The sequence below is a fragment of the Rhodopseudomonas sp. P1 genome (assembly GCF_039642825.1).
In the GTDB taxonomy this organism is placed as follows: domain Bacteria; phylum Pseudomonadota; class Alphaproteobacteria; order Rhizobiales; family Xanthobacteraceae; genus Rhodopseudomonas; species Rhodopseudomonas palustris_H.
Genome location: NZ_CP088006.1, coordinates 3727981 through 3743249, shown reverse-complemented (window position 1 = coordinate 3743249; position 15269 = coordinate 3727981). Strand labels below are relative to the sequence as shown.

The window sequence follows — 15269 nt, the reverse complement described above, 5'->3', positions numbered from 1 at the left end:
CCAACATAGTTAGCGCTGAACCACTCCGCCTCGAGTCATCCCCGCGCAGGCGGGGATCCATATCCCCTGGCTTCGCAAGTGAGGGAAGGTGGCTGACGCAGGGCTTCAATCGAGATGCTGCGGCGTATGGGTCCCCGCCTACGCGGGGACGACATGTTGATAAGCGATGCCAGATAGCTGGTCGACGAGGTGCGGAGGCTCAGACGCGACGGGTTTGCCGCGCGGGAAGCGCTACGCGGCGCCCCCGGATGACGAGCGCAGGACGACCTACTCGTCCGGTGCGATGCTCGGTGCGAGGATGGCTTCGAGGTGTTCGGGGCGATCGCGGTTGACGGCGGCGAGGTAATCGTCGGCGACGCCGCGCAGCTTGCGGTTCAGCGCGCGCTGCACTTCGGATTTCTGGCCGCCGGCGCCTTCGCGCACGATCGCCTGGATCGCGGCGACGTGGTTGGCGATCAGCTCGGCCGGCACCTTGGCGAGATCGGGCGCGTGTTCGATGATCCGGCACAGGCTGGCGGCGGTCGCGGCCGCGGCCGGAAAGCCGAAGGTGGCGGCGTCGCCCTTGATGTCGTGGGCGGCGCGAAACAGCGCGGCGCGGCTGTCCTTGGTGACGCCGTCACGCACCAAATCGGCATGGGCGGCGGCGAGCCGCTGGCATTCCTCGGCCATCCAGTCGCCGAATTCGCCGGACAGCGACGCCAGCGCGGCTTCGGCGCGTGCCACCGGATCGTCGGCGGTCTCGGCCGGGGCGTCCTCGGCCAGCCGCCGCATCGCGCGGCGCAGCGGATTGGCCTGGGTGATCACCTGATGGGTCGGGAAGGTGGCGACCTGAATGTCGCCGGGGCGTGGCTTGCTCATGGCTGTCGAAACGCCTGCTAGGTGTTGACCCGGGCCTTATCGAGCAGCGACGGCTGCTGGATGATGTCCGCTTCGCCGCCGTGGCGCCGCTCCGGGCCGATATAGCCGGCGGTGGTGTTGCGGCGGCGGTCGGGGCCGAAGTAATTGCGGGTGCGGATGAACGGGCGCGGGCTCGCCACCACGTTGAGGATGCGCTGATACAGGCCCTTCGACGAGATCGGCTTGGCGAGGAATTCGGTGACGCCCGCATCGCGCGCCAGCGTGACGCGGCGCTTTTCCGAATGCGCGGTCAGCATGATGATCGGCGCATACGGATTGCCCTTGGCTTCCGGCTGCCGGATCATCTGCGCCAGCTCCAGCCCGTCGAAGATCGGCATCTCCCAATCGGTGATCAGGATGTCGGGCGAATAGTGGCTGTACATTTCCAGCGCGGTGGCGCCGTCTTCGGCCTCATAGACTTCGCGGGTGCCGAACGAGTGCAGCAGCGTGCGCATGATGCGCCGCATGTGCGGGTTGTCGTCGCAAATCAGGAAGCGCAGCTTGTTGAAGTCGATCCGATACATGGCCCGGCCCGGGAGCGCTGTGCGCCGATAAACGTTGCGTTAACGATAGCGGCGCGTCGTTAAGGAAGGGTTGAGGGCCCCGGTGGCGGGCAGGCCGCCGGCGAGGGGGCGACTTTGGGCTGCGACCGGATATCGCACCTTTGGCGAATCCGGCGTCGCGAGATCGCAGTGGCGGTGGAACCCGAAATCGTGCCGACTAGGGACTGTACTGATTCGGATGGCGCGCATGACCACGACCACCCCGCATTGCCCGACCTGCAACCTTCCGCTGGAGCTGATCGGCAATCGGCCGCTGGTGCAGGGCTATCAGGTGCGCGAATACAAATGCACGACCTGCGAGGCGGTGACCCACCGCGCGATGCCTTGGGACCACTCGCTGACCGAGCCGCACGGGCCGTTCTATCACGAGTAGCTTCGATGCGATCACGCCCCGCACCGGCCGGACCGTCCGCGGCACGATCGCTCCCCGACATCCCGCTTGCTGAAAGAGGTCGCCGCGGCGCACGTCGCTCTCGCCGCTTAGCAGTGCGCCACGCTTGCCATGTGCGCCCTCGTTGCGCTGCACTGCACAACAGAACGTTTAATCAGCGATTATCCATCGCACACGACAGACGCATCGGAGCGGCGATCGGTTGTTCCCGGTCATTCATGATTATGACTCCGGCGCCTAGCATCATGTATCGTTCATGCAGCGACGCAGCCGGCTGTCCCAGCCGGCCTGCGCGCCACGCGGCCCGCCAGCCAGCGGCCGTGCTCATCAAGGAAAGGGACGACCATGGGTGACGACGTCGTAGCGTTCGCAGTGTTCACGCTGATCTGCAGCGCGTTCCTCGCCGGACTGATGTTCAACTACACCCGCCGCATCAACCGCCTGCGTAGCACCGTCTCCGCCCTGACCACCCTGACCGAGCTCGTCCCGCAACCGGTGCCGGTGCGCAGCAAGAAGGGCTGATCGCCCGTCAGCGTTTTTTCGCGCGGCGCGGACAACCTCTCCCCAAGTCATTCCGGGGCGCGAGCAAAGCTCGCGAACCCGGAATCTCACGTTGTGTACGGCATGGCCATGCAAGCTGTCGCATCGTAAATCCCACATCTTCCGTCTCTGATTGCTTTGTGATCGCGCGCAGACCCGCGCCGCCGTTCGCGCGGCGCGCCGTTACTGCTATCACGCGCGGGGCGGGCCGGTGCCGGCCCGCTGGAGCAGCAGACGGAGGCAAGCATGGCAGTCGACAAAGTAGCCCTGATCACCGCGGGCGGCAGCGGCATGGGAGCTGCGGCGGCGCGACGGCTGGCCGCGGACGGCTTCCGCGTCGCGGTGCTGTCGTCGTCCGGCAAGGGCGAGGCGCTGGCGCGTGAGCTCGGCGGCTTCGGCGTCACCGGATCGAACCAGTCGAACGACGATCTGAAGCGCCTGGTCGATCAGGCGATGGCGCAGTGGGGCCGCATCGATGTGCTGGTCAACAGCGCCGGCCACGGTCCGCGCGCGCCGCTCCTCGAGATCTCCGACGAGCAGTGGCATCAGGGGCTCGACGTCTACTTCCTCAACGTCGTCCGCGCGACGCGGCTGGTGGCGCCGATCATGCAGCAGCAGAAGGCCGGCGCCATCATCAACATCTCGACCGCCTGGGCGTTCGAGCCGAGCGCGATGTTTCCGACCTCGGCGGTGGCGCGGGCGGGGCTCGCCGCCTACACCAAGATCTTCGCCGACCAATACGCCGCCGACAACGTCCGGATGAACAATGTGCTGCCGGGCTGGATCGACAGCCTGCCGGCCACCGAACAGCGCCGCGACACCGTGCCGATGAAACGCTACGGCACCAGCGCCGAAATCGCCGCCACCATCGCTTTCTTGGCTTCCGACGGGGCCGCCTACATCACCGGCCAGAACATCCGCGTGGACGGCGGCCTGACGCGGGCGGTGTGAGGGGGGGCGCCGAGAGCCGCAACCTTCAAGCTACGAGACGGAAGCCGCACCTCGCGGCCTCTCCCCACGTCATTCCAGGGCGCTCGCGAAAGCGAGCGAACCCGGAATCTCTGGCGATGAAGTTTGCGCTCGCCGGCAGATCAGTCGTTCAGCCGCAGCCTCCGCCCCGTGTCGTCCCCCGCCTGCGCGGGGTCGACAAGCTGACAGGTCGTGCCTGTGGCCATCAATCGCCGCCCATCCACGTCGGACGGAAGCGCTATGCAGCCCGACGTAGCGCGAAGCTGACGCCATCGGTCGTGCTGACGTAACCGAGCCGCGCGAGCGAGGCGAGCGCGTCAGCAATCCTTTTCTCGGAGGTCTTGGTGTATTTGAATTGCCCGGCGAGCGCCTTGGCATCGATCGCGCCTGGCGCTGCAGAGAGTGCTGCAAACACAGTGGCGGTTTGCTCCACTGGGCTTGCCGGAAAGGCTGGCTTGTGTCGCTTCTCACCGAGACTGAACGTTGCCGCGACCTGAGCTCCATCCTCCGCGGCCGCTTGCTTGTCGAGCGTCTTAGCAAATCGCGGGACCTGATAGTCCGGCCGAAGCCAGCGCACCAGGCCGCGCTGTTCTTCTTCGGCGCGCCGCTTGTTCAATGCCACCAAACGCGCAAGGATGTCCTCGTCCGAAATGTCAGCCGGCCAACCATAGGCGGCCGCGACAGCGACATCGAGCCTGTCGTGCAGCTCCTTGAGGATCAGCACGAGGCCATCGTCGAAAATGCGCTGCTCGTCCGACGTCAGCACATTGCTCTGCTCGTCATGGACCGTCGAACTTCTCCCTCCGTCATGGCCGGGCTCGTCCCGGCCATCCACGCTTTTCTTGCGGTCGCGCACCGAAGACGTGGATCTCCGGGACGAGCCCGGGGATGACGGCTGTGCCTGCGGCACGGCCCCCGCCTTCACACGCTCCAGCACGTTGTAAAGCCCGGTAAGCGTCAGATGCGGATGCTCCGCCAGCACGCGCTTGCGATGCGCGTCGAGTTCCTCGGCAATCACCCGAATGGTCTGCTTCTGAATCGGATTGGCGTCGGGGAAGGGGAAGGGGTCGAAACATTGAGACTTCGTGTATCGTGGACGGTCTTCGAGTGTGCCTCCTTGGGCGAGTGTCCAGATTAGATGGATGCGTGAAGAGAGTACTCCCAAGTGACACGCGTCGGCTGTCGCAATGCCTATGACCATGTGATCGTGGATAAAGCGGGAGTCGACAAACTGAAATATGCGATGTTTGGCTGTCTCTGTAGTGCCAACATAGCGATCCAAGTCGACTAGGGCGTCGCGAAAGGCGGCCCTCGGCTTTGCAAATAGCCACCATCTCGCGGCGTAGTCGTGAGCATCACGAACTGTAGTTTTTGCAGCGACGGAGGCGCGCTCGACCTTCACCGTCGTGGCAAGATGTTGATAGACGTTAGGGAATCGCGAGCGAGCGTCGTCCAGAGTGATCCCGAACAGGTCGATGATATGGCGCCCCGACCAACCATAGTACAACTCGCGCCCATTGATGTAGGGCCTTACAACGCTTTCCACTTCCAGTCGCGAGCCTACGCCAAGATGTTCTGCCTCGCTTCTAGATAGGACGAATCCGCGTCCCGCAAGCAGCATTCCATTACTCGAAAGGCCGAAGTTAGCTGTCAGCTTAGACGCGGAAGTAAGGTCGGCGCCGATTGTTAGGTCGGGGTTTATGCGACCTAGTTCGATGGTCATTTCGATGATTGGGTGATCGCTGGTTAGATCGCCTTCACGCTCGACTCTTGCCAACGCGCCCTGTCGAACATCTTTCTCACCCACTGTCATGGCGATCCGGACGGAGGCTGCGTCTTCGGTGGCCTTTGTCCATGGATGATCCGGAATCGCGAAGACGAGCGAGATGGGTTTTTTTGCCGTGAGATGACGTTCCACAACTCGTCGATTGAAAACCTGTGAGATGGAATTGGTGGTCACGAATCCAAACCGCCGAAGCACTGTACCTTTGACCGTGAGTAGCTCGGCGGCTCTGTCCCACCAGAACATCACGAGGTCTGCTGACTCGTTGATGCGAGGATTCGCTCTCCAGAGGGCTTCCGTCAGCCTCTCTCCGAGGGCCTCTCGCATGAATGCGCCTTTTCCGATAAAAGGCGGATTGCCCACGATGAACTCCGCCGGCGGCCATTCCGGCCGGCGCGGGTTCGGGTAGATCTCTTTTCCGTCCACGATCTTCGGCAGCGGCGCGCCGTCCCAGTCGAGTACGGCGTTCTTGACCTTGATGTTCTTGAAGGCGCGCAGGATCGGCTCATCCGGCGGGGCACCCTTGGTGCGGAAGTGCCATTGCAGATAGCCGATCCATAGCACCAGCTCTGCGATCGCTGCGGCACGTGGATTGATTTCGAGGCCGAGGAATTGGTGCGGGTCGACGCTGTGAGAGCCAAGACCTCGCAAGGCTTCCTGACCACCGAGATCGAGCAGAGCTTCCAGTACTTCACCTTCGAGACGCTTGATCAATTCGAGGGAGACATAAAGGAAGTTGCCAGTCCCGCAGGCGGGATCGAGCACGCGTGTTCTGCACAGCTGGTCGTGAAATGCCTGGACTTCCGCTGCGGCGCGCTTGAGGTCGCCGTTGCTGCGAAAGGTTTCTGCGGTGGCTTGAACGTTGCGCCAATCTTCGCGTAGCGGTTCGATGATCGTCGCGATGACGAGCCTTTCGACATAGGCGCGCGGGGTATAGTGGGCGCCGAGTTTTTTGCGATCTGCGGGATCGAGTGCTTGCTCCAGCAATGTGCCGAAGATCGACGGATCGACCTCATTCCAGTCGTGATCTGCGGCACGACGGAGTTCACCGATCTCTTCTCGACCAAGGGGGAGGGCGGCGCGGCTACGAAAGAACTCGCCGTTAAACTTCCGTACCTTGGCTTTGAGCGTATGAGCCCACGTACCACGATCCATCGCTTCCCACAGCTGTGTCACCTCGGGCACGGAATACCTCCGGACGTTGTTCGCACGCCTCCAGCAGTGTTCTGAACGCTTTCTTCGGAAGCAGGCCAACGTCTTCGGCGAACATCGTGAACAGACAACGCATCAGAAACATCGCCACGTCTTCGGCGGGATATTTCTGTCTGGTCTCCAGCGCGAGCGATACTTGTGCGAGGCGTTTGGCGATGTCGCGTGTCACCTTCGCGGAGTTTTGCGTTGGGTCGAGTGCCTGCGGTTCGAGCCAGATCCTACGTAGCCGCTCGCGGACGGCGTCATCGCGTAGGTCTTCGAGATAGATGCGGAAGCTCTGACGGTCGGGGAACTGCGTATAGTTCTTTCCCTGCCCGCTGAAGTCGGCATAAACCTCCACGCAATGGCCGACGTCGCAGACTAGGATGAATGGCGGCCAACCGTGTGAGGCGGGGAGGGCGCGTGCGTAGTCTTCTGCCTGACGCTTTGCATTGAGCATCAGAACATCCCACGCACGATCAGCGCCGCGGCGGCCGAGTTGCACGCGCTCGTATTCGGGACGTACAGAACCGACCCGGTCCCGGACTTCCTTTTTTTGGCCGTGCCAGCGGCTTTGTTTGGCCTCGAGAACGAAGCTGTTCTTCTTGTAGAGGTCGATACGTCCCCACGTGTCAAAGGCCTCTCCGCTTTTTTTCACGGCCCGCTCAAACACGTAGTCGTTGTTTTCGTGAGTTGCGCCGGCCGGCTGCGGATGTTCGACGCCGATCACGTCGCATAGCTCGGTCAGAAACAGGCTATAGTTCGCCCGCTCCTGGCCGCCTTCCCGGTCTTGCCAACGCTTAATAAAAAGATCGACTTGGGAAATACTAACGCTATCCATGACGGCAACGTAAGATTGCCGTATGTCGGTTGTACACCGTGATTTAATGCGACCTGTAGTTGGGTATGGTGGATTTAGGTTGTAGGGAAATTTCCGGTCATGGCCGTGTCGGCGTGCGGTTGAGCCTGGAGTTGTGCGACAAGATCAAAGATCACTGGCTAAGCCAGACAGCCGCGCCAGTCTCCGCTCCCTCAATACCCAAATTGCTCGCTCAAGATCCGCTCTTCCAGGCTGTGGCCCGGGTCGAACAGCATCCGCATCGCTATAGTCTTGTCGGAGATCACTTCGACGCGGCGGACGTCGCGGGCTTCGTCGTGGTCGGCGACGGCGGCGACCGGGCGCTTGTCGACTTCGAGCACGTCGATCACCACGTAGGCGGTGTCGGGCAAGAGCGCGCCGCGCCAGCGGCGCGGGCGGAATGGCGAGATCGGGGTGAGCGCCAAGAGCTGAGCGTTCATCGGCAGGATCGGGCCCTGCGCCGACAGATTGTAGGCGGTGGAGCCCGCCGGGGTTGCGACCATGATGCCGTCGGCGACCAGCTCGCTCATCCGCTCGCGCTCGTCGATGCTGATGCGCAGCCGCGCCGCCTGATGGGTCTGGCGAAACAGCGAGACCTCGTTGATGGCGTGATGGATGTGCACCTCGCCGTAGATGTCGGTGGCGCGCATCAACAGCGGATGGATCACGGTCTCGCGCGCGGCGGCGAGGCGGGCGCGCAAGTCCACCGTCGAATACTCGTTCATCAAAAAGCCGACGGTGCCGCGATGCATGCCGTAGATCGGCTTGCCGCTGCGCATCTGCTGATGCAGCGTCTGCAGCATCAATCCGTCGCCGCCGAGCGCGACCACGACGTCGGCCTCGTGCGGCTCCGCATTGCCATACAGCTGCACCAGCTGCGCCAGCGCGGCCTGCGCCTCGGCGCTGTTCGAGGCGACGAAGGCGATGCGGTCGGTCGCGATACGCGGCGAAACGGGATGGGAAGAAGCGGTGCGGTCTTGCCGCGCGGACGTGCTCATCGAAGGCGGCCTCTGACGGCGGCGGACGGCTGACAGGCCATCGTGGTGCCGGCCGCCTCTCACCGTCGCCGGTCTATACGACCTGCCCGGGGGTGTCGAGGCGAGCAGGCGAGGGCGCCTGTCGGCGCCGGCGCGGCACCAGCGTGCATGACCAACAATTCATGCTGATGAACGGAAGCCATCGGCGGCCGTCAGGTGCGGTTCAGTGCCGCAGATCTAGGGTCGGCACCGTGATCGAGCACCCGGCCGCTCCGGCCCCGCGTTCGGATCAAGCGAATTTCGAACCGCCTCTTGAAGGAGACCCACCATGATCAAGACCCTGTCCGCCGCGCTCGTTGCCGTTTCGATGCTGGCTGCCCCGGCGCTTGCCGCTTCCGCCGACAAGACCCCGGCTGCGCCGGCTACCACCCAGACCGCGCCGGCCGGCAAGACCGCGCAGGCCGCCCCGGTGCAGAAGCAGGCCGGCAAGCATCACGCCCAGCGCCACGTCGGCAAGCACCATGCCTCCAAGCATCACGCCAAGCACCAGGCGATGAAGCAGCCGGTCGCCAAGCAGCATCTGTCCAAGGCGTCGATCCGCCACATCGCGCCGAAGCGCGGCTGATCCTCAGCCGTCCCAACGCCCGCCGTGCCGCGCTTCCCCTCGCGGCACGGCGGGCGATTGATTTCGCCGCCCGGCGCGCTATTGCATGAGGCATGCGCCGTCCTGCGATCCCATTGCCGACCTTCCCGCGCCCGCTGCGCGCCGCTTTGGCGCTGCCGCTCGCGGCGCTGCTCGGCGCCTGTGCGATCGGCGGTTCGATGTCGTTCGACACCGATCCGCCGCAGCCGTTTCCGGTGAACTATCGCAGCGAGATCCCGGCCTTCCTGCGGACGTATCTCAACAACCCCTCGGGCCTGCGCGATGCCGCGATGGCCGAGCCGGTGCAGCGGCCGGTCGACGGCCGGGTGCGCTGGGTATCGTGCCTGCGCTTCACCCCGCGCGGCGGCACGCTGCAGGATATGGCGATCGTGCACGTCGACGGCCGGCTCGACCGGGTGGCCCCGCACGCCGGCGAGCTGTGCACCGGCGTCGTTTATGCGCCGTTTCCCGAACTTGAAAAATTGTCGCGCTGATCCCGACCGGATCGCAATCTGCCGCGACTAATCTGATGCCGGCCTGGCAGGGACGGGTTCCCGAGTGTTGCGGCGTCGTCACAGTCCTGCTGAATGATTGCTACGCCGTCGCCACCGGGCAACCAAACGATTGCCATGCTGTTTTGAGCACATCGGAACGCATCGAAAGAGGGACGACGATGAAGACGATGAAGAACACTCTGCTCGGCGCAGCGGCGGTGATCGCGCTCTCCGCTCCCGCCTTTGGCGCCGACCTGCCGCCGCGGCCCTATACCAAGGCCGCGCCCGCCTATACGGCGCCCGAGGTGGTTTACAATTGGACCGGCTTCTATGTCGGCGGCCACGTCGGTGGCGCCTGGGCCGGCGATAACAACATCACCGGCAACTCCGGCCGCTTCTTCGGCGGTGTGCAGGGCGGCGCGGACTATCAGTTCGCCACCAACTGGGTGATCGGTATCGAAGCCCAATATAGCTGGATGTCGTCGAACAACACCGGCGTGATCTTCCCGGGCGGCAGCACCGCGACCGAAGACACCCGCGGCCTCGGCTCGGTCACTGGCCGACTGGGTTACGCCTGGGGGCCGACGCTGGTCTACGCCAAGGGTGGTTACGCCTGGCGCGACAGCGATCTCAGCGTCGCCGCGCTCGGCGGCGTGCCGGCCGGCTACACCACCAGCGGCAGCCGGAACGACGGCTACACCGTCGGCGCCGGTCTCGAATACATGTTCGCGCCGAGCTGGTCGGCCAAGGTCGAGTACCAGTACTACAAGTTCGGCGACACCACCTTCACCGGCGGTCCGGCGGACGTGGTCGGCACCTCGTTCCGCAACGACGAGCACACCGTCAAGGCCGGTATCAATTACCGCTTCGGCTGGGGCGGTCCGGCGGTCGCCAAATACTGATCGGTGATCCGCTAAGTATCGATCCCGCCTCACGAATCGCAGCTTCAAGGCCGGCCTCAGCGCCGGCCTTTTTGCGTCAGCCGGAACGGGGCAGGGAGTCGGGAATCGAAGGTTAACGAGGGTTAAATCCGGCGAAAAATATCGCTTGGGACTCCAAGGCTAGAATCACCCGATGGTCCGGTCATGACATCGGGTTCCAACATGACGACGATCCTGAAAACCCGCATCGATAGCGCTCCGTTCGGCCTCACCCTGGCGTTGCTGGGGGCCTGTGCGGTCAATCTCACCGTTCTGGTGCGGTGGCTGTGAGCGCTGGAATGCCTGCCGCCGCCGCGGTTGACCGGCATCAAAGCCGGCCCGCGCCGTGCAGCAATAATCGCGCAAGAGTTGCGGCGCCGCGGATGCGACGCCGCCGAACGTAGCAGCCTTTTGGGCTACTACCCCGTCCTTGCGGAGGACTGATCCGATGAGCGAGACCGACCTACTGGTAGTGGTTGCGGCCGGCCTGTCGACCTTGGTGATCTGGCTCGGCGTCGTGATCCAGGGCCGTATCGCCGCGGCGCTCGCCTCGCGGCACTGAGGCCTGAGGTTCATTTCACCGGCCGTGCTCCGCGGCTGGCTCTGAAACCGCACCGGCGCCACGCGGGCGCCGGTGGTGATTGGTTGGCTAGGATCGAGCGCGGTGAGGCGTGCCGTGTCAGGCGGCGCGTACCGTGCTGAGAAACTTCGCGACTTCGCTGCGCAGCCGCTCGCTGTCGCGCGACAGCCCTTGGGCGGCCGACAGCACTTGGCTCGATGCCGAGCCGGTCTCGGTGACGCCGTGCTGCACCTCGACGATGTTCGACGACACCTGCTGGGTGCCTTGCGCGGCCTGCTGCACGTTGCGGGAGATTTCCTGCGTGGCGGCGCCTTGCTGTTCGACCGCCGCCGCAATCGTCGAGGAGATCTCCGACATCTTGGCGATGGTCTCGCCGATCTCGCGGATCGCCCGCACCGACTGATCGGTCGCGCTTTGGATGCCGCCGATCTGGGCGCTGATTTCACCGGTGGCCTTGGCAGTCTGCTCTGCCAGCGCCTTTACTTCGCTCGCGACGACCGCGAAGCCACGGCCGGCTTCACCAGCGCGGGCGGCTTCGATCGTGGCGTTCAGCGCCAGCAGGTTGGTCTGGCCGGCGATGGTGTTGATCAGTTCGACGACGTCGCCGATCCGTGCCGCGGCCGCCGACAATTCGCCGACGCTGGAATTGGTGGTGCGGGCCTGCTCGACCGCCTCGGTGGCGATCCGTGCCGAGTCCTGCACCTGACGGCTGATCTCGGAAATCGATGAGCTCATCTCCTCGGTCGCCGAGGCCACCGACTGCACGTTGGTGGACGCCTGTTCGGATGCCACCGCAACGCGGGTGGTGCGCTCCTGCGAACGTTCGGATGTGCCCGCGAGAGTCCGCGCCGAGGCTTCCAGTTCGGTCGACGCCGACGACACCGTCTCGACGATCTCGCCGACCGCGGCTTCGAACGAGTTCGCCAGATTCATCATCACCGTCTTGCGCTCGGCTTCGGTCTTGCGGTCGGCGGCGAGCTTGTCGTCCGCCTCGCGCCGCGCCTTCTCGGCGAGCATCAGATGAATATCGTTGACGGCATTGGCGATCTGGCCGATCTCGTCACCGCGCTCGGTGCCGCTGACATCGACATCCTGGCCGCGCGCCATCGCCTGGAGATCACCGACCAGCCGGGCGATCGGGCGGGCGACACCGAACTGCACCAGCGCGAACGCCGCGGCCAGCACCGCCAGGAAGGCGCCGCCGACGATCACCACCGTCGAGGTCACCGCGCTCTTCACGTCGGCCGCGGCTTCATTCGAGCGCTTTGCCAGCGAGTCGTCGAGCCGGGTGGTGATGGTGCGGACGTGATCGCGCAGCGCTTCGGTCTGCGGGATCATCGCGCGGTTGAGGCGCGAGGCTTCCTCGTTGTTGTTGGCGAGCGCTTCCTTCTCGAGCTTCGGATAGCTCTTGGTCATGATCTCGTCGAACATCGCCGCGGCCTTGTCGAAATCGGCGGCAAACTGCGGCAGCGCCTTACGGCCGATCGCAATCTGATCCTGGAAATCCTTGTAGTTGGCGCGGACCTCCTGGACGACTTCGTTCATCATTGCAGGATCCGTCTCGGCGGTGAGCCGCCACGCCAGTCGCCCGAAATTGTAGACGCGGGAGTTGACCCGAAGATTCGCCTTCATCCCGGCGACGTCCTTGTCGATCATCTCCGCATAGATGCTGACCGCTTCGCTGGTCTTCGACGACGAGTGCCACAATCCGAACGCTGTGACCAAACCGAGGAGCAGGAAGCAGGCGAGGATCTTGTACAGCAGCTTGATGTCGGAGAGTTTCATGGGACGGTCCGTTCGAAAGAGCGGGCGAGATCGTGAAAGTCGGGGAGCGGGGCGCGCTGAAAGGCATCGCCGGCGCGATCGGCGAGGCGGGCGGCCGGGCGGCCGGTCGGCGCGGCAGCGTGCGTGGATGTGCCGGGCAGGGCACCGAAGCGCGGACTCATGCGAAGACGCTCCGTTGCGAAGCACGAGTGATCTGGCAGTCGGTGGTAACTGAATGGAGCTATTCGATCGTTAATTCGGAAGCTGGTACATCTACCAGTTATACGCAGCGGGGCTGATCTCCGCGGAGGAGGCGGCGCCATGTCCACCATCCGCATCATCGTCCTAGCACCCGGCATGAATGAGCTCGAGGTGTGCGCGCGCTGGCGCGCCGAGACGTTCTCGGTGCTCAATGCCAGCGCGGCGGATGAACTCGCTTCACTGCAAGCGTTCGTGGCCGATCCAACCGATCAGGTCGCGCTGATGGCGATGCATGATGGCCAGCCGGCCGGGACCGCCCTGCTGGCTCGGTCCGAGATTGCCCCGGTGCACGATGTCACCCCCTGGCTCGCAGGGCTTTACGTCGCGCCGGCCCATCGACGCCATGGCGTCGGCGCAGCATTGGTCCGCGCGATCGAGGACCAGGCGCGGCAGCGCGGCCACCGCCGGCTGTTTCTCTACACCACGGACGCGGCGGACTACTATCAGGGGCTGGGATGGGGCATCGTCGATCGCGCCCGCTGGAACGGCGCCAACACGGTGCTGATGGCGATCGATCTCTAATCTTGAGGGGAGCGGTTCAGCTTGCGCCGCTGCCGCCACCGGCCGCCTCCATCTCGGGCGAGCCGATCACCGTCCAGGGCCTGCTGGCGTCCGGTCCGACCCCGAACAGGTCGATATGGCCGCACCGCCGGCATTCGTAGGTGCGATGCTCGCATCCGTCGGCTGCGGGCGTGTTGCGCGTCAGGTTGGCCACGGCTCCGCACATCCGGCACGGATGGAAGAAGTAGTCGCGGTGTTGAAACGATCGCATGCCGGATGATTCCCTTATCGGCGATGAAACTCAGCTTTGCAGCTCTGACGGGAACGGTATTGCGTTACATCAAGCTCGGCTTAGTTCCAGACGGGGGCTTCCAGCAGGCCAACGCGACGATTTTGGAGTGTCGATCACTAGGCGGCGCGCTGCGCCTCAACTTGGATGTTCCGAAGACCAGTCACATGCAGACGGAAAATTCAGCATTCCGCCGAAAAGCGCTGTGCCCGTCACATCCCAAGATGGTGGGCGACGAGCCGATCCGAATGGATGCGACACTGTGGCAAGGTGTAGGGAGGTCTTGCGGATTGACCGGTCATCGGCTCTCGGATAGCGGCATGCGCCGTACTCCTGTTGCGTTCCGGGTCGCGCTGGGAGTGAACGGCAGCAGCCGATACCACAAGGAATTCCGCGAGCATGATTGTGAACCCGAGCAGCGCCGAGGTCGTCCGCCACGTGCCTCACCGTTGGCTGATCAATCAGTGGGCGAGAGCGGGCGGTCGGGTCACCGACCCCGCCATGGTGCCGTTCTCGTTCGAGCCGGCGAGCGTCGACATGCCGCGTTCGATCCTGACCCGAGTGATGGGGGCGGACGAGCCGCGGTATCAGATCCTTCACTATGGATCGCTGCTGTCGGCGGCCAGCGGACTGGAGGCGCGGGGACTGTATCTCGACGAGGTGCTGTCGCCAGCAACGCGTGACTACATCCTGGCTCAATACGACCTTTGCCGCCGCATCCGTAAGCCGGTCTATTCGATTTCTTGCGTCTGCGACGTGCACGATGTGCCGGTGGACTACGAGAAGCTGCTGTTGCCGTTCACCAATGCGCAAGGCGAGGTGCATTGCATCTTCACTGCGACGCTGCTGATCAGCACCGAGGGACGGTTCGAGCGCGACGGCATCTTCGCCAATGGCGACTTTCCTGCGCCCAATTCGGTTGCGGTGTATTCGATCGACGTCGGCCGCGAGGATCACCCGCACCTTCGGGCGGCGATCTGACGGCCTATAAACCGAGATTCGATCCACGCCTGTGGATTTGCGTTCGAACAAGTCCTTCGCCCGGCGTCTCCGTATGATTTTGAACTGAGCGGACTGCGCGCCGACAGTATTCAAGATCAGGGATTCCCGCGGGGGGAAAGGGGTTCGATGCAGGATGAGCTGTTTCGCGTTCTCTATGTCAGCCGAAACCGGATCGAAGGACCGATCGATCGGCTGTCGTCGGAAATCGCCGGCATCCTGGCCACCTCCCGCATCAACAATGCCCGTGCCGGCATCACCGGGGCGCTGATCGTCAACAGCGGCTTCTTCGCCCAGGTGCTCGAAGGACCGCGCAGCGCGGTCGAGAAGGTGTTCGAGACCATCCAGCAGGACGGACGCCACAGCGACGTCCAGGTGCTGCTTGCCAGCCCGATCACCGTCCGCGCATTCCCGAACTGGTCGATGGCGTTCGTCGGGCAGTCGCCCCGCCACCAGCACGCGCTGGCCTGGCTGCAGACCGAAACCGGCTTCCACACCGGCCATCTGATCGGCGAGCGGCTCTACACCATCGTGATGGAGATGGCCTATTCCCAAGAGGCGGGGGACGTCGCGTAGGGACGAAGCTTGCTTGCGGGGGGAGATGGTGCCGGCGGAGAGGATCGAACTCCCGACCTTCGGTTTACAAAT

At 64.2% G+C, this 15269-nt stretch carries 18 protein-coding genes; 11 read left to right on the top strand and 7 right to left on the bottom strand.

The window, feature by feature from the left end; all coding sequences use genetic code 11:
* Positions 1–267: 267 nt before the first annotated feature.
* Together LRC39_RS17325 and LRC39_RS17320 are read right to left on the bottom strand one after the other, a co-directional pair.
* Entirely contained in the window at positions 268–858 is a 591-nt protein-coding gene (locus LRC39_RS17325) for an Hpt domain-containing protein (protein WP_263988994.1), read from the bottom strand.
* A 17-nt stretch (positions 859–875) separates the two neighbouring features.
* The gene (locus LRC39_RS17320) at positions 876–1421 is read right to left on the bottom strand and encodes a response regulator (RefSeq protein WP_346295071.1); all 546 of its coding nucleotides are present in this window, start codon (positions 1419–1421) and stop codon (positions 876–878) included.
* 226 nt (positions 1422–1647) lie between these two features.
* Between LRC39_RS17320 and LRC39_RS17315 the strand changes: the two genes are divergently transcribed.
* The 3 genes from LRC39_RS17315 (at position 1648) to LRC39_RS17305 (ending at position 3342) form a co-directional block, all read left to right on the top strand.
* Positions 1648–1833 (top strand): hypothetical protein, encoded by a 186-nt coding sequence (locus LRC39_RS17315; RefSeq protein ID WP_234832199.1) that lies wholly within the window; start codon positions 1648–1650, stop codon positions 1831–1833.
* Between the two features lie 363 nt (positions 1834–2196).
* Positions 2197–2373 (top strand): hypothetical protein, encoded by a 177-nt coding sequence (locus tag LRC39_RS17310; protein WP_011158920.1) that lies wholly within the window; start codon positions 2197–2199, stop codon positions 2371–2373.
* Positions 2374–2637: 264 nt separating this feature from the next.
* Entirely contained in the window at positions 2638–3342 is a 705-nt protein-coding gene (locus LRC39_RS17305; protein ID WP_346295070.1) for an SDR family oxidoreductase, read from the top strand.
* A 256-nt stretch (positions 3343–3598) separates the two neighbouring features.
* Here the strand turns inward: LRC39_RS17305 and LRC39_RS17300 are convergent, their stop codons facing one another.
* The 3 genes from LRC39_RS17300 to LRC39_RS17290 all read right to left on the bottom strand — a co-directional run bounded on the left by LRC39_RS17300 (position 3599) and on the right by LRC39_RS17290 (position 8191).
* Positions 3599–6328: a class I SAM-dependent DNA methyltransferase gene (locus tag LRC39_RS17300; protein WP_346295069.1), complete on the bottom strand. Its 2730-nt coding sequence runs from the start codon at positions 6326–6328 to the stop codon at positions 3599–3601.
* Positions 6246–7175 (bottom strand): type IIL restriction-modification enzyme MmeI, encoded by a 930-nt coding sequence (locus tag LRC39_RS17295; protein ID WP_346295068.1) that lies wholly within the window; start codon positions 7173–7175, stop codon positions 6246–6248. The genes LRC39_RS17300 and LRC39_RS17295 overlap by 83 nt, the downstream gene beginning before the upstream one ends.
* 191 nt (positions 7176–7366) lie before the next feature.
* Positions 7367–8191 carry an NAD kinase gene (locus tag LRC39_RS17290; protein WP_346295067.1) on the bottom strand — a complete coding sequence of 275 codons (825 nt, stop codon included), beginning with the start codon at positions 8189–8191 and terminating at the stop codon, positions 7367–7369.
* A gap of 307 nt (positions 8192–8498) precedes the next feature.
* On the opposite strand from LRC39_RS17290, the gene LRC39_RS17285 reads away from it, so the two are divergent.
* The 5 genes from LRC39_RS17285 to LRC39_RS17265 all read left to right on the top strand — a co-directional run bounded on the left by LRC39_RS17285 (position 8499) and on the right by LRC39_RS17265 (position 10789).
* Complete coding sequence (locus LRC39_RS17285) at positions 8499–8795, top strand: His-rich protein BRANT (RefSeq protein WP_107345173.1); 297 nt, start codon at positions 8499–8501, stop codon at positions 8793–8795.
* A gap of 92 nt (positions 8796–8887) precedes the next feature.
* Positions 8888–9307, top strand: a complete 420-nt coding sequence (locus tag LRC39_RS17280) for a hypothetical protein (RefSeq protein WP_346295066.1) — start codon at positions 8888–8890, stop codon at positions 9305–9307.
* Between the two features lie 188 nt (positions 9308–9495).
* A complete protein-coding gene (locus tag LRC39_RS17275) occupies positions 9496–10209 on the top strand; it encodes an outer membrane protein (protein WP_346297523.1) in 714 nt (237 codons plus the stop codon).
* A gap of 183 nt (positions 10210–10392) precedes the next feature.
* A complete protein-coding gene (locus tag LRC39_RS17270) occupies positions 10393–10518 on the top strand; it encodes a hypothetical protein (RefSeq protein ID WP_012496802.1) in 126 nt (41 codons plus the stop codon).
* Positions 10519–10675: 157 nt separating this feature from the next.
* Entirely contained in the window at positions 10676–10789 is a 114-nt protein-coding gene (locus tag LRC39_RS17265; protein WP_107356214.1) for a sodium:solute symporter, read from the top strand.
* A 117-nt stretch (positions 10790–10906) separates the two neighbouring features.
* On the opposite strand, the gene LRC39_RS17260 is transcribed toward LRC39_RS17265, so the two are convergent.
* A complete protein-coding gene (locus LRC39_RS17260; protein WP_264052753.1) occupies positions 10907–12592 on the bottom strand; it encodes a methyl-accepting chemotaxis protein in 1686 nt (561 codons plus the stop codon).
* 300 nt (positions 12593–12892) lie between these two features.
* On the opposite strand from LRC39_RS17260, the gene LRC39_RS17255 reads away from it, so the two are divergent.
* Entirely contained in the window at positions 12893–13354 is a 462-nt protein-coding gene (locus LRC39_RS17255; protein WP_346295065.1) for a GNAT family N-acetyltransferase, read from the top strand.
* Positions 13355–13370: 16 nt separating this feature from the next.
* Here the strand turns inward: LRC39_RS17255 and LRC39_RS17250 are convergent, their stop codons facing one another.
* Positions 13371–13604 (bottom strand): hypothetical protein, encoded by a 234-nt coding sequence (locus LRC39_RS17250; RefSeq protein ID WP_164573722.1) that lies wholly within the window; start codon positions 13602–13604, stop codon positions 13371–13373.
* Positions 13605–14021: 417 nt separating this feature from the next.
* Here LRC39_RS17250 and LRC39_RS17245 point away from each other — a divergent pair, with 417 nt between their 5' ends.
* Both LRC39_RS17245 and LRC39_RS17240 read left to right on the top strand, forming a co-directional pair.
* Positions 14022–14603 (top strand): hypothetical protein, encoded by a 582-nt coding sequence (locus tag LRC39_RS17245; protein ID WP_346295064.1) that lies wholly within the window; start codon positions 14022–14024, stop codon positions 14601–14603.
* 147 nt (positions 14604–14750) lie between these two features.
* Entirely contained in the window at positions 14751–15197 is a 447-nt protein-coding gene (locus LRC39_RS17240) for a BLUF domain-containing protein (RefSeq protein ID WP_346295063.1), read from the top strand.
* Positions 15198–15269 lie beyond the last annotated feature (72 nt).

Coding starts and splice junctions, on each gene's coding strand:
- LRC39_RS17290 (WP_346295067.1), bottom strand. CDS start 8,191: ATGAGCACGTCCGCGCGGCAAGACCGCACCGCTTCTTCCCATCCCGTT.
- LRC39_RS17240 (WP_346295063.1), top strand. CDS start 14,751: ATGCAGGATGAGCTGTTTCGCGTTCTCTATGTCAGCCGAAACCGGATC.
- LRC39_RS17325 (WP_263988994.1), bottom strand. CDS start 858: ATGAGCAAGCCACGCCCCGGCGACATTCAGGTCGCCACCTTCCCGACC.
- LRC39_RS17280 (WP_346295066.1), top strand. CDS start 8,888: ATGCGCCGTCCTGCGATCCCATTGCCGACCTTCCCGCGCCCGCTGCGC.
- LRC39_RS17270 (WP_012496802.1), top strand. CDS start 10,393: ATGACATCGGGTTCCAACATGACGACGATCCTGAAAACCCGCATCGAT.
- LRC39_RS17305 (WP_346295070.1), top strand. CDS start 2,638: ATGGCAGTCGACAAAGTAGCCCTGATCACCGCGGGCGGCAGCGGCATG.
- LRC39_RS17260 (WP_264052753.1), bottom strand. CDS start 12,592: ATGAAACTCTCCGACATCAAGCTGCTGTACAAGATCCTCGCCTGCTTC.
- LRC39_RS17265 (WP_107356214.1), top strand. CDS start 10,676: ATGAGCGAGACCGACCTACTGGTAGTGGTTGCGGCCGGCCTGTCGACC.
- LRC39_RS17245 (WP_346295064.1), top strand. CDS start 14,022: ATGATTGTGAACCCGAGCAGCGCCGAGGTCGTCCGCCACGTGCCTCAC.
- LRC39_RS17315 (WP_234832199.1), top strand. CDS start 1,648: ATGACCACGACCACCCCGCATTGCCCGACCTGCAACCTTCCGCTGGAG.
- LRC39_RS17285 (WP_107345173.1), top strand. CDS start 8,499: ATGATCAAGACCCTGTCCGCCGCGCTCGTTGCCGTTTCGATGCTGGCT.
- LRC39_RS17250 (WP_164573722.1), bottom strand. CDS start 13,604: ATGCGATCGTTTCAACACCGCGACTACTTCTTCCATCCGTGCCGGATG.
- LRC39_RS17320 (WP_346295071.1), bottom strand. CDS start 1,421: ATGTATCGGATCGACTTCAACAAGCTGCGCTTCCTGATTTGCGACGAC.
- LRC39_RS17295 (WP_346295068.1), bottom strand. CDS start 7,175: ATGGATAGCGTTAGTATTTCCCAAGTCGATCTTTTTATTAAGCGTTGG.
- LRC39_RS17255 (WP_346295065.1), top strand. CDS start 12,893: ATGTCCACCATCCGCATCATCGTCCTAGCACCCGGCATGAATGAGCTC.
- LRC39_RS17310 (WP_011158920.1), top strand. CDS start 2,197: ATGGGTGACGACGTCGTAGCGTTCGCAGTGTTCACGCTGATCTGCAGC.
- LRC39_RS17275 (WP_346297523.1), top strand. CDS start 9,496: ATGAAGAACACTCTGCTCGGCGCAGCGGCGGTGATCGCGCTCTCCGCT.